General features: G+C 61.3%; 8 protein-coding genes. 3 read left to right on the forward strand and 5 right to left on the reverse strand.

Annotated elements, in window-relative coordinates:
• Positions 1 to 47: 47 nt before the first annotated feature.
• The 5 genes from VNH11_35965 to ppk1 form a co-directional block, all read right to left on the reverse strand.
• Positions 48 to 1,412, reverse strand: a complete 1,365-nt coding sequence (locus tag VNH11_35965) for a dicarboxylate/amino acid:cation symporter (GenBank protein HVA51794.1) — start codon at positions 1,410 to 1,412, stop codon at positions 48 to 50.
• Between the two features lie 59 nt (positions 1,413 to 1,471).
• The gene (gene hslU, locus VNH11_35970) at positions 1,472 to 2,812 is read right to left on the reverse strand and encodes an ATP-dependent protease ATPase subunit HslU (protein ID HVA51795.1); all 1,341 of its coding nucleotides are present in this window, start codon (positions 2,810 to 2,812) and stop codon (positions 1,472 to 1,474) included.
• On the reverse strand, positions 2,800 to 3,342 hold the full coding sequence (gene hslV / locus VNH11_35975) for an ATP-dependent protease subunit HslV (GenBank protein HVA51796.1): 543 nt from the start codon (positions 3,340 to 3,342) through the stop codon (positions 2,800 to 2,802). The genes hslU and hslV overlap by 13 nt, the downstream gene beginning before the upstream one ends.
• Before the next feature lie 92 nt (positions 3,343 to 3,434).
• On the reverse strand, positions 3,435 to 5,144 hold the full coding sequence (locus VNH11_35980) for a DUF262 domain-containing protein (GenBank protein HVA51797.1): 1,710 nt from the start codon (positions 5,142 to 5,144) through the stop codon (positions 3,435 to 3,437).
• A gap of 14 nt (positions 5,145 to 5,158) precedes the next feature.
• Positions 5,159 to 7,330 carry a polyphosphate kinase 1 gene (gene ppk1, locus VNH11_35985; protein ID HVA51798.1) on the reverse strand — a complete coding sequence of 724 codons (2,172 nt, stop codon included), beginning with the start codon at positions 7,328 to 7,330 and terminating at the stop codon, positions 5,159 to 5,161.
• A 91-nt stretch (positions 7,331 to 7,421) separates the two neighbouring features.
• Between ppk1 and VNH11_35990 the strand changes: the two genes are divergently transcribed.
• The 3 genes from VNH11_35990 (at position 7,422) to VNH11_36000 (ending at position 13,200) form a co-directional block, all read left to right on the forward strand.
• Entirely contained in the window at positions 7,422 to 8,315 is an 894-nt protein-coding gene (locus tag VNH11_35990) for an alpha/beta fold hydrolase (GenBank protein ID HVA51799.1), read from the forward strand.
• A 5-nt stretch (positions 8,316 to 8,320) separates the two neighbouring features.
• Positions 8,321 to 10,111 (forward strand): ATP-binding cassette domain-containing protein, encoded by a 1,791-nt coding sequence (locus VNH11_35995; protein ID HVA51800.1) that lies wholly within the window; start codon positions 8,321 to 8,323, stop codon positions 10,109 to 10,111.
• A gap of 563 nt (positions 10,112 to 10,674) precedes the next feature.
• Positions 10,675 to 13,200: an N-6 DNA methylase gene (locus VNH11_36000; protein HVA51801.1), complete on the forward strand. Its 2,526-nt coding sequence runs from the start codon at positions 10,675 to 10,677 to the stop codon at positions 13,198 to 13,200.
• Positions 13,201 to 13,508: the final 308 nt, after the last annotated feature.

Genomic DNA, 13,508 nt, shown 5'->3' on the forward strand with positions numbered 1-13,508 from the left:
GGTGGGCGGGCGCTCGCAAGCTCGCTGGCCCCACCCTACCTCTCCACCTACGCCTCGCCCTCCCGCGCGCCGCCGGCCACGCAGGTCGCCACCACAAGATCGCCCGTCACGTTGAGCACGGTGCGGCACATATCGAGCAAGCGGTCGATGCCCATGATGATGCCGATCCCTTCGCCCGGTATGCCGACCGATTGCATCAACACGACGATCAACGGCAACGAGCCGCCGGGCACGCCCGCGGTCCCCACGCCGGCCAGCACCGCCATCAGCACCACCTGAAGCTGCTGCGGCAAGGTCAGATCGAGGCCGAAAACCTGCGCCATGAAGAGCACCACCACGCCCTCATAAAGCGCCGTGCCGTTCTGGTTGCCGGTCGCGCCCACCGTCAGCACGAACCGAGAGATTTCCTTCGGCAACCGCAGGTCGTCTTCAGCCACCTTGATGGCCGTGGGAAGCGAGGCGTTCGACGACGAAGTGCCGAAGGCCACCAGCATCGCCTCGCGGACGTTGCGAAAAAAACTCCACGGCGAGACGCGGCTGAAGACGACCAACACCGTGGGATAGGTCACCAGCAAGTGCAGTGCCAGGCCGGCAATCACCGTCAGCACGAACCAGGCCAGCGTGACCACGATGTCGATGCCGAGCTGGGCCGTGATGGCGAACACGAGGCAGCCGGCGCCGAGCGGGGCCAGACGCATCGCCCAGCCGATCACGACCATCGACACGACGTTCAGCCCTTCCAGCCATCCGACGAGCGTCGCGCACCGCGGGCCGCCCGCCGCGATGGCCGCCCCGAAGACCAGCGAAAACACCATCACGGCCAGCATGCCGTTGCCTTTCGAGCTGCCGTCGATCGCGCCCACCATTTCTTGCAACGGGTTCTGAGGCAGCATGTCGACGACGACCTGCCGCAGCGGCTTGGCTTCCCCGGCTTGGGCCACGTTGAGTTGGGCCCGCGAAAGGTAACGGGCCTTGATCTCGTCTCGCTTTTCCGGCCGTAGCGACTTGCCGGGCTGGACGACGTCGACCAGCGTCGTGCCGATGACCACCGCCGACCCCGACAAGATCGCGGTGAAGAAGAGCGTCCGCAGACCGAGCTTTCCCAGCCGCCGCACATCGCCGATTTCGACTACCGCCAGGGCCAGCGCCGAAAACACCAGCGGCAAGACCACCATGAACATCAACCGCAAGAAAATCTGGCCGACCGGCTCGGCCAGGTTGATGGCCACCCATTCCAGCGAATCGTGGAGACCGTTGGCGTTGGCGTCCGACGGGTTCGTCTGGCCGGCCCTCACCGGCTGCCCGGCCAGCCAGTTGGCCGACAGGCCCAGCCCGGCGCCCAGCAGCAAGCCGATCAGAATCTTCGTATGGAGCGGAACACGGCGCGTGGGTCGGGGATCCTGGTGCGACACGAAATCGACGTAGAGAGGTCTTGGGTTTTCGTGCGTAGGTGTTTGCCTAAGCGCCGCCCTTACAAAATGAATTGACTCAGATCCTCGTCCTTGGCCACCTTTTCCAGGCGCTGATTGACGTACCCGGCATCAATCTTAAGGCGGTCGCCTTTTTTCTCCGGCGCCTCGAAACTAAGTTCTTCCAGCAAACGTTCCATGATCGTGTAGAGCCGCCGGGCGCCGATGTTCTGCGTCGACTGGTTGACTTGAAAGGCAAAATTGGCCAGCGATTCGACCGCATCGGCCGTGAACTCCAGTCCCACGCCCTCCGTCTCCAAAAGCGCGCGATACTGCTTGGTCAAGGCGCTCTTCGGCTCCGTCAAAATGCGAATGAAATCGTCTTTCGTCAGGTCTTGCAACTCGACGCGAATGGGAAACCGGCCTTGCAGTTCGGGCATCAGCTCGCTGGGGCTGGCACGATGAAACGCGCCTGCCGCAATGAACAGAATGTGGTCGGTCTTCACGTAGCCGTAGCGCGTTTGCACCGTCGTGCCCTCGACGATCGGCAGCAAGTCGCGCTGCACGCCCTGGCGCGAAACGTCGGCCCCCTTGCCCTCACTGGCCACGACTTTGTCGATTTCGTCGACGAAGATAATGCCGACGTTCTCGGCCAGCTCGATCGCCGACGCGTTCACCTTTTCGTGATTGATCAGAGCGTCGCTCTCTTGTTCCTGGATCACCTTGCGGGCTTCTTTGACGGTCAGCTCGCGGCGCGAGGTATTGCGGGGAATGATCTTCTCGAACATCCCTTGCAGGTCGAGATCGACCTGCTCCATGCCCATGCCGGTGAGCATCATGGGCACCGCCTTTTGCTCGATCGTCAGCTCGACTTTGCGATCGTCGAGGTCGCCGGCCAGGAGCCGTGCCCGCATTTTCTCGCGGGTCCGCTCGTGCCGCTCGCCGGCCTCCCTGGAAACCTCCTCCGATTCGTCGTCCACACCCACGGGCGGAGGCGCCAGCAGATCGAGCAGCCGCTCTTCGGCGCGCTCGCGGGCTTCGCTTTCGACTTTGGCCCGCTCGCTTTCCCGCACCAGTCCGATGGCGTTTTCGACCAGCTCGCGGATCATGCTCTCCACATCGCGGCCGTAGTAGCCGACCTCGGTGTACTTGGTGGCTTCGACCTTGATGAACGGCGCGCCGGTGAGCTTGGCCAGGCGGCGGGCGATCTCGGTCTTGCCGACGCCGGTGGGGCCGATCATGAGGATATTTTTGGGAGCGACTTCCGTGCGCATCTCCTCGCTGAGCTGCTGACGCCGCCAGCGATTGCGGATGGCAATGGCGACGGCCCGCTTGGCGTCTTGCTGGCCGACGATATGCCGGTCCAATTCGGCCACGATCTGGCGCGGCGTCAGGTCTCGCAAGGCAATTCCTCCAGGGTGATGTTGGTATTGGTGTAGATGTCGATGCCGGCGGCGATCTCCAGCGACTGCCGCACAATTTGGGCCGCGGACAGCTCGGAATGGGCGATCAGGGCCCGTGCCGCGGCCACAGCATAGCTTCCGCCGGAGCCGATGCCCAGTACGCCGTCGGTGGGCTGGATCACGTCGCCGTTGCCGGTGACGAGCAGCGTATACCGTGCGTCGACCACGGCCATTAGGGCCTCCAGCCGCCGCAGCACGCGGTCGGTGCGCCACTCCTTGGCCAGCTCGGTGGCCGCCCGCGGGACGTTGGAGGGATAGTCCTTGAGCTTGGCTTCGAAGCGTTCCAGCAGGGCGAAGGCGTCGGCGCTAGCGCCGGCAAAGCCGGTGAGTACTTTGCCGTCGAGCAGGCGGCGGATTTTATTGGCGTCGCCTTTCATGACGGCGGTGCCCAGCGTGACCTGCCCGTCGCCGCCGATGGCCACGGTGCCCCGGTGCCGGACGGTGAGAATGGTTGTGGAGTGCGATTTCATCAAGTCTGCCGAGAGGTGTAGGGCCCAGTTGTCGTTTGCCGAAACGGCCGGCCTCTATTTTGGCCCAAATCGCCAGCGGGCACCAGTGCCGTCTAGTCGAGCTGCGAGATACGCCAGATCGACGTGGCCTGGCGGGCCATCCAACGCTGCCGCTCGGCGATGCGATCGATCGTCCACTCCGCGTTGTCGAGCGGCAAACGTTGCGTCAGCAGGAAGCCGCTTTGCGTGTAGACCGGCTTCTTTTCGTCGAACGACGCATTGCCAATCGTCCGATTCAGGTCGGCTTCCAGCAAAGTGAGATTGCCGAGGCGGTAGACGGCCTCGATCGCCTGCTCGTCGGTAAAGTGGGGCCAATGGACGTCCGGGTTCTCCGGCAGGACGTGTTCCAAGCTGTATCGCGGGCTGTCGACGTCAAGGTCCTGGCCCGACAATTGCCGCTCCAAGCTGAAGAGCAAGTAACGCGCGACCTGCCGATTGCGCGAGGCCGTAGTCCGCATGACTTTTTCGGCGAAGGCCGCTCGAAAAACATTGTCGGGCGGGTAAAGCCACGCCAAACCTTGGATCGTCTCGGCGGGAGTGGCCACCTGTTTCGAGGCCACCTGCTGGGCCACGCGGTTGTAGACGCGCTCCTGCTCGTTCGATGCCATGCCGCCAATCACGTTGTAGCGCAGCGACACGATGCTGCACGCACGAAGCAAGTCGGCGAAGTCGCCGGCATCAAAGGCCCGGCGGCAAGCGAGCAAGAACGGCCACGGCTGCCGGACGCCAAACAGGCGGAGCTCGCGAACGTGGCGCCGCTCGGCGTCGTTCCAAAGCGCATCTTCGGGATCCGACAACGCCGCATAGACGTCGAGATCCTCCTCCATTTGCCGCAGAAGCTGGAAGACGCCGGCCTTGTCCGGCGTTTCGGCTCGCAGGGTCTTGAACAGGTCGGCTTCGCGCACAAACCCCTTACGGCTGTTCCAATGCGTGCGGAGGAAATCGGGAAAACTCTCTCCTCCCAGCCGGCCGACCATCGTCTCCCAGCGTCGTTCGAGACTCTCGATTTCTTCCGCGTGCGCGCTTTCGCGCTGGACGACGGAAAACAGGTAGTTCTTCAACAGATCCGTGGGCGACAAGCGCACACCGCGCGCATTCAGCGTCTCGAATACTTTGAAGGCGTTCAGCTCGTCGGTGACCGTGATGACCGTGAAAAAGAGTTTGTCCGAAAGTTCATCGATCAGCCGCGCCAACTCGGCTCCGCGCCCGGCCGGTCCATACGCCTCGCCAACCTGCCGGTAAAACCATTCGAACGCCCCGCGCAGGAGGCGCTCGGAAGCGCGCAGGCCGCGCTGCGGCAGCTTCTGCAGCGGCAGCAGATAATCTTTGTAAAAGCCGTCGTTGTTTCGGTTCAACGTGAGCTTCGACTGGGCCACCAGCGTCACGGGATCGAGATAGCCGATATACGAGCTGCGCAACTGCTCGATGCGCCGGCGGTTGTTCTCCGGCTCGACCCCTTCCTCAACGAGGTCCTGGAGCACTCGCAGCACCGCCAGCACCAGCACGCTGAGCGTGGTCAGCCGCTGCTGGCCGTCAATCACATCGAACGCCTTGTTGTCGCTGGTTTGCAGTACCAAATAACCCATGTAATGGGCCGGTTCGCCCGTAGGGAGCAAAACGCCTTGAATATCCTGCCAGAGGTCGTCCCATTCATCCTGCGACCAACTATAGTCGCGCTGGAACCGCGGCACTCGATACGAGAGCCCGTTGCCTAAAAGCTGGCGATACGTCTGATTGACCGTGTTGAAATGAATGGCCGTCATGCCGCGCTTCTCCCTCACGCCCTCGCCGCCGCGGCTTCGCCGGCCACCAGCGCGCCGTTGCCCGAGATGCCGGAGTCGCCGACGATCAGTTCCGGCCGCAGGCTGAGCAGCTCTTCCTGCACGCGATAACGCGGCTCGCCTTCCTGCGGTTGGATCCGCACGTGGCTGCCGTCGGTCCGCAGCAAGCGGGCTTTCACGTTGTCGCGCAGATAGGCGGGAATGATCTCCGTCAAGATCCGCTGCTTCAACTCGGGCGCCTCGATGGGAAACATCACCTCCACCCGACGGTAAAAATTGCGCGGCATCCAATCGGCACTGGCCAGAAACACCCGCGCCTCGTCGTCGGGACTGAAGGCGAAGATGCGGCTGTGCTCCAAGAACCGATCGACGATCGTCCGCACGCGGACCGTCTCGGAAATGCCGGGCAGGCCGGGACGCAGACAGCAAATGCCGCGGCAAACCAGGTCGATCGGCACGCCCGCCTGGCTGGCCCGATAGAGCGACTCGATCACCCGGTAATCGACCAGCGAATTGAGCTTGGCGAAGATCCGCGAGGGCCGCCCTTGACGGGCGCGCTGGGCCTGCTCGTCGATCAGCTCGATCGTGCGGCGGTGCAGGTCGGCGGGGGCCACCACCAGCTTCCGCCAAGGATGCCCTTGCGAGTAGCCGGTCAGCAGATTGAACAAGGCCGAGGCGTCGGCCGCGATGTCCTCGTTGGCCGTGAACAGGCCGAGATCGGTGTAAACCAGAGCCGTGGTTGGGTTGTAGTTGCCCGACGAGAGGTGGACGTATCGCCGCACCACGCCGCCCTCTTGCCGCACGATGAGCGACAGCTTGCAGTGCGTCTTGAGGTCGAGAAAGCCGAACACCACGTGTACGCCGGAGCGTTCGAGCTGCCGCGCCCAACTCACGTTGGCTTCTTCGTCGAAACGGGCCTTGAGTTCGACCAGGGCCGTCACGTGCTTGCCGTTCTCGGCCGCCTGCATCAGGGCGCGCGTCACCGGCGAATCGCCGCTGGTGCGGTAGAGCGTCTGCTTGATGGCCAGCACGTTGGGATCTTTGGCCGCCCGGTTGACGAACTCCACCACCGGATCGAACGACTCGAACGGATGGTGCAACAAGATGTCGTTGCGGCGGATGTTGGCGAAAATGTCGTCACCGCCGCGCGAACGCCGCCCCCGCGGAATCCGCGGCGTGAAGGGCGGATCGCGCAGGTGCTCCCGGCCGGGCACGCGCAACAGGTCCATCATGCCGGTCAGGTCGAGCGGGCCGGGAATGCGGTACACCTCGCTGTACGAATCGGGTGGGTTCTGGTCGCCCTCGTGCAGTTCTTCCGGCTCGACGATCATGCGAATCAGCTCTTCGCTGCTGCTGGCGGCCACTTCCAGCCGCACGGCCTGCCCGCGCTGGCGGGCCTTGAGGCGGTCTTCGATCAGCCGCAGCATGTCGTCCGATTCTTGCTCCAACAGCTCGATGTCGCTGTCGCGCGTGATGCGAAACGTGGTGCTGCTCTGCACTTCGAAGCCGCCGAACAATTCGGGCAACCGGGCCGAAACGGCGTCTTCCAGCAAGATGAATTGCAAGTCGTCGCCCTGGCTCAGCGGTACCAGCCGCGGCAAGACCTGCGGCAACTGCACGACCGCGAACAAGTGTTTGGGTCCAAGGCCGTGCTCGCGTTCGAGCATCGTCGCCAGGTAGAGGCCGCGGTTGTGATAGCGCGGGCTGGGATGGGCCGGATCGACCGCCATCGGCGTGAGAATCGGAAACGCCCGCTCGGTGAAAAAGCGGTCGAGCGTCACGCGCTGATCGGGCGACAGCTCGTTGTGCTTCAACATTCGGATGCGCTGCTCGGCGAGCTGAGGCAGCACCGATTCGTTCCAGCAGCGGTACTGAGCGGCCACCAGCTCTTTCGACCGTGCGGCGATCCGCTGCAACTGCACGATGGCCCGCAGGCCGTCGGGCGAGTAGTCTTCCGGGGCGCCGTCGCCGAACGCCTGTTCGCGCAGCCCCGCCACGCGGACCATGAAAAACTCGTCGAGATTCGAGCTGAAGATGGCCAGGAACTTCACCCGCTCCAAGAGCGGATTCGATTCGTCCGCGGCCTCTTCCAGCACGCGGGCGTTGAATTCCAGCCAGCTCAACTCGCGGTTGATGAAGTGTTCGGCTAAAAAGACCTGTTCGGGCATATCACAATCATAGGGCAGAGAAGGCTTGCGGGAAGAACTGGTTTAGCATATACCGCCTGAAACGCCTACAAGGACATCGCCCACATCATTCATGTCAAACGAGCACGATTGGCGGGCGTTGTACCCCTTCGAGTCGCACTGGCTCGATCTCGACGGCATTCGTTACCACTATCTCGACGAGGGCCAGGGCGAGCCGCTGTTGCTGGTGCATGGCAATCCGACCTGGTCGTTCCACTGGTGTGAGATCGTCAAGGGGCTGCGAGGCAACTACCGGCTGATCGTGCCCGACCATGTGGGGTGCGGCCTGTCAGACAAGCCGCAGCGATATGAGTACCGGCTGGCCCGGCACATCGACAACCTGCGGCGGCTGATCGATCACCTGCGGCTCGACAACTTGACGTTGTTGGCCCACGACTGGGGCGGAGCCATCGGCCTGGGTGCTGCGGTGGCCGAGCCGGAGCGATTCCGCCGTTTTGTGCTGTTCAATACGGCCGCCTTTCGCTCGCGCCGCATTCCCTGGCGGATTCGCCTTTGCCGAACGCCGCTGTTGGGCGAACTGGCGGTCAGGGGCTTGAACGCCTTTGCCCGTGCGGCGTTGACGATGGCTGTGGCCAAGCACGAACGCATGACGTCCCAGGTGCGTGGCGGCCTGTTGGCGCCGTACGATTCCTGGGCCAACCGCATCGCGATTCACCGCTTCGTGATGGACATTCCGCTTTCGCCGCGTCATCCCAGTTACGCGACGCTGAAAACGGTCGAGCATGGCTTGGCGACGCTTCGCAAACGCCCCGTCATGCTCGTATGGGGAATGCAGGACTGGTGTTTCACGCCGCACTTTCTGGAACGCTTTCTGGAGTTTTTTCCCGAAGCGGAGGTGCATCGCCTTTTCGATGCCTCACACTACTTGATCGTGGACGCCCACGAGCGAATCGTGCCGCTGGTGGAGCGGTTTCTGGCCGAACGTGCCGGACAGGCAGATTTTTGAGTAAGATGGCCCTCCTGACCCTGCGTGAAATCAGTCTCGATTTCGGCGGACCGCCGCTCCTCGATCGCGTCGACTGGACCGTCGATCGCGGCGAACGCATTTGCCTGTTGGGCCGCAATGGCGAAGGCAAGAGCACACTGCTCAAGCTGATCGCGGGGGAGCTTTTGCCCGACGCGGGCGAAATCGTCCGACCGCAATCGCTCCGCGTGGCCCGGCTGCCGCAAGAAGTGCCGCAGGGCGCGGGCGGCTCGGTCTTCGAGGAAGTGGCCGCCGGTCTGCGCGCCGCCGGACGAGAGGTGCGGGGCGCCGAACACCGCGTCGAGGCCGTCCTCTCCCGCATGGAGCTGCCGCCCGACGCGATGTTTCCGTCGCTCTCCGCGGGCATGAAACGCCGGGTGTTGCTGGCGAAGGCCCTTGTCGGCGAGCCCGATATCCTGCTGCTCGACGAGCCGACCAACCATCTCGACATCGACGCCATCTGTTGGCTGGAAGACTTTTTGCTTCGTTTCAGCGGGACGTTGATCTTTGTGACGCACGACCGGGCCTTGCTTGAACGACTGGCCACGCGCATCGTCGAGCTCGACCGCGGGCGGCTGTTCGATTGGCGTTGCGATTACGCGACGTTTCTCGAGCGTAAGGAAGCGGCGCTGGCCGCCGAAGCCCGACGGAACGAACTGTTCGACAAGCGGCTGGCGCAGGAAGAAGTTTGGATTCGCAAAGGGATCGAGGCCCGACGCACCCGCGACGAGGGCCGCGTGCGGGCGCTGAAGGCGATGCGCGAAGAGCGGCGGCGACGGCGAGACGTGCAGGGCGTGGCGCGAATCGAGGCCCAGCAGGCCGAAGCGTCGGGGCGATTGGTGATCGAGGCCAAGGGCGTGAGCTTCGCTTACGGCGAGCGCCCGGTCATTCAGGGGCTGACCGCGTCGATCATGCGCGGCGACAAGGTAGGCATCATCGGACCCAATGGTTCGGGCAAGACCACACTGTTGCGGCTGTTGCTGGGCGAGTTGCCGCCGCGCCAGGGCACGGTGCGCCATGGCACGCGGCTGGAAGTCGCTTACTTCGACCAGTTGAAGGCCACGCTGGACGAAGAGCGGACCGTTCAAGAGAACGTCACCGATTACGAGACGATCACCTTCAACGGCCAGTCTCGGCACATTCTGGGCTACTTGCAAGACTTTCTGTTTTTGCCCGAACGGTCGCGGACCCCGGTCAAGTTTCTCTCCGGCGGCGAGCGCAGCCGGTTGTTGCTGGCGCGGCTGTTCACAAAGCCGTCGAACGTGCTGGTGTTCGACGAGCCGACCAACGACCTCGACATCGAAACCTTGGAACTCTTGGAGAGCCTGCTGGCGGAATATCCAGCGACGGTGCTGCTGGTGAGCCACGATCGAGCGTTCTTGAACGACGTGGTGACGTGTACGCTGGCGATCGAGACGGACGGGGCCGTGTACGAATACGCCGGCGGCTACGACGACTATCTCGAACAGCGGCCCGCGCCGGCGCGATCGGCAGCGGCGGCGTCGCCCGCGCCCGTCGCGGGCAAGGCGGCCCCTCGGCAAGAGGAGCGTCGGCGGAAGCTGACCCATAAGGAGAAGCAAGAGCTGGCGGCGCTGCCGCGGCGAATCGAGACCTTGGAAGCGGAGCGGCGCGAGATGCACGAGGCGATGTCGAATCCGGCGTTTTATCAGCGCCCCGGCGTTGAGATTGCCCAAGACAACGCCCAGCTCTCCGCGCTGGAGCAGGAACTGGCCGCAGCCTACGACCGCTGGGAGGCGCTGGAAGCGCTGGCCGGCTAGCCCGCGCGTGGCGCGTGCGACTTTCCCATTATCGCCATTCCGAAAGCGATGAAATCCCGCCAGGTTGCTTCGCTCGCCACGTGCTCGGGACGAACGCCAAACAGGCGGGTCGGCGCAGAGCCGTCTCAGCCAGAAGCTCATTTCTGCTATGCCAAAGACAAGAATTTGCCGGATCACCTGCGCGTCAATAGCCGGATTGACAGATGGTAAAATTTTGGCTAAGATTTCGCTGTTACGCCGCGCCCCAAGAAAGACCCCTCCCTCCGCAAAGTTGAGACGTTGCGGATTCCCGTATCGGCAGAAGAAAAGAAGCTGATTATGGGGGCCGATGGGGAATTTGCGCGATGGGCGCGGTCGGTTCTGATACGGGCGGCAGAAGGCTGCCACCCGCTTTCTGGCAAAAGAAAAGACGCGAGGCAAGAAGGTTCGCCTAAACGATATAGAGCGTCGGGAAAACCCTGATCGAAAACCTAGGATGCCCAGACCAATTGGTGTTGGTCCGAATGGCGTGAACGAACGGACGCTATATTCTACAGGGTTACCGGCACGGATCAAGGGCACCTATGACCGCGCGCTTTTTTAGAGACGATCGGGAACGACTATTCGGCGCATTACGCTCCCATCTTGAGGGTCTCGGCTATCGGGGCGATCTTCTGGCCGAAGACTACTCGTTCCCAGACTGGTTTTCGGATGGCCGCCAAGAAAGATCGGTGCCTATTGCCGCATTCGGGCAAACACCGCTGTCATACGAGACGGCTTGTTTTTCAGTTTTGCCACCTTCCCACAAAACTGGGCGAGAGTTGGTGCAAGACTTCAGAGCGCTCGGCGCCCCCTTCGCTTTTGAGATTACTGCTGTCAATGTGCAGTGCTGGGGCGTAGGGGCAGAGCAGGACTCGACCACAAGAATCAGCCAGTTCGACCTAGACAACATTGACGATGTCTTTCAGAAGCACGCCGATGATTGGCTTCCACTTAGTGTGCTGCGCGCTAAAAACGTCGCCTCGAAGGCAAGCCTAGATCAGCGCGTCCTCTTTGACTTCGACCTAATTCCTGAACTCGAGCATCATATCCGCGAAAAGCTCGACCCTCTGTTAAAAAGAGCGTGCAGTGCTGCAAAACGCGTCTACAACCAAACGTCGCATGCGGCTCTCAATGCCCATCACATGTTTCAGCTAGCATTCTGGTTGCTGGCTGGAAAAATCTTTCACGACCGTCGCATCGACCCGTTCGTAGCGTTTGACATCAACTCCAATCCAGACGAGGTACTCGCAGCGGTTGCGGACTATTACGGCGAGCACCTGCCTGCGATGCTAAATCGAGCGTCTCGCGAGGCGGTCTACAAAAAACTGTGGGGCGGCGTTGACCTTCGGAACGTCTCGATTGACGTGTTGACGCACATTTGGGCGAATACGTTTGTCTCGAAAGACATTCGCGAAGCCCTAGGGATTCACAGCACGCCCAGAAGCGTCGCGAAATTCATCGTCGATCAACTGCCATTTGAAGCCTTCGATACGCACCGCAGAATTGTGGTCGAGCCGTGCTGCGGAAGCGCGACATTTTTGGTCTCGGCAATGCAGCGGCTTCGCGAGTTGCTTCCCAGTAATACCGACCATAAAGCACGACACAAGTATTTTACCTCAAAGCTCCTTGGGTTTGAGCAGGAGGCAATTGGCGTGGAAATTGCCCGTCTATGCTTGACCCTTGCTGACTTCCCAAATCCAAACCATTGGCAGATTTTCAGCGGGGACGTCTTCCGCGCACAACAGAAAGCGCTAGAAGAGAAGCTCCGCAACACGAGAATAGTTCTCTGCAATCCACCATTCCAAAGTTTCTCTACATCTGATCCGTTGCGCGCCTCAACACAATCGGTGCATAAGCCGGTGGAGATTCTCAACCGTGTGCTTGATAGCCTTCATCCGCAAGGAGTGCTGGGCTTCGTTCTGCCGAGAAAATTCCTTGATAGTGGATGGTACGAGCAGGCCAGGACCAGGCTCATCGACCGCTTTGCCAGCTTAGATTTAGTTTCACTTCCAGACACTGCGTTCCGTGGATCTAATTCTGGAGTTGAAACTGTGCTGCTCATTGCCACCCAACCTCGCTCTGGTGGACAATCAAGCACGGTTCGCCATCGTCGCGTGAGCAGGACAGACTGGGAGGCATTTAGTAGAACTCATCGTGTCAGTAGCGACGATGTGTGCGTCAAAACAGCGGCGGATGCAGCGAGGAGTCTTTCAATCCCGCTACTTCGCAATCTGTGGATGTATTTAGAGGGATTTGACTTGCTGGGTACGGTGGCAAGGATCAGAAAGGGAATCGAGTGGAATCGCCCATTGAAGAAGTACCGCAACGAGCTTGTGCGCCACACCGCAGAAGACTGGACGCGGGAGGGAGTACCACCGCTTGCAAAGATCGAAGCGTTTCAGGTGCCAGATACCATGCATTTGAGCATGAAGCCTGAAGATCGGCGAAGGAACGCCTATAGTCTTCCGTGGGATACACCAAAAGTAATAATGAACGGGAATCGCCGGTCGCGTGGACCGTGGAGGTTGTCGGCATTTGCCGACTTCAACGGGCTGATATGCTATCGTACTTTCCTGGCGGCGTGGCCAAACGACCCAGCGTGTACCACTGTCTTGGCAGCCATCCTGAACAACCCCCTCGCAAATGCGTTTGCTTATGGACGTGAAGGACAAGCCCTCTCTCGCAGAGACCTGGAAAAGCTCCCAGTTCCGAAGTTGTCTGAATCACTTCGTAGCGACACCGATAAAGCCGTCGCGGTATACCTGGAAGCCGTTTCGACACATAGGTGGGAGGCTGCCGAGATTGCCCTTAGGCAGATTGATGCGATAATTTTGCGAGCATACGATCTGCCGCCCAGACTCGAGCGTGAGCTTTTGGATTTATTTAGGGGTGAAGCGCGCCCACTACCCTTCAAGTTTGGTGACTACTTTCCAGAATCATTCACACCCTCTGTGCCGCTATGGATGTACGTGTCTGAGGAATTCGCGAGGTGTTCAGTACAAACACTTCGGGCGATGCCCGAGATTACCGAGCCAGAACTGATCGCGGCGTTTGAGCAGATGGAATAGAGTGCGTGGACGGTCGCCTTTTAGACACAAACGTAATATCGCGGTTGGCTGTGCCAAGCGGGCCCGATTATGCAAAAACAAAAGCGCACAGGGACAGATTGAAAGACGAGTCCCTCGTCATGGTTCCGGTTATGGCCATTGCCGAAATCAACGAAGGGATGGCTAGGCCTTAAACAAGCATAGCCAGAATCCTCTGTGGCGCCGCGTCACGAAAAAAACGCGTAACCGCCGGCGTTTTCCGGGGTACTTGTGGTGTGGGGCCGTCAACACACCACGCCAGCACGGAGGATTTCAAGTGAGCAAGAGTA

The organism is Pirellulales bacterium (assembly GCA_035533075.1).
GTDB lineage: Bacteria > Planctomycetota > Planctomycetia > Pirellulales > JAICIG01 > DASSFG01.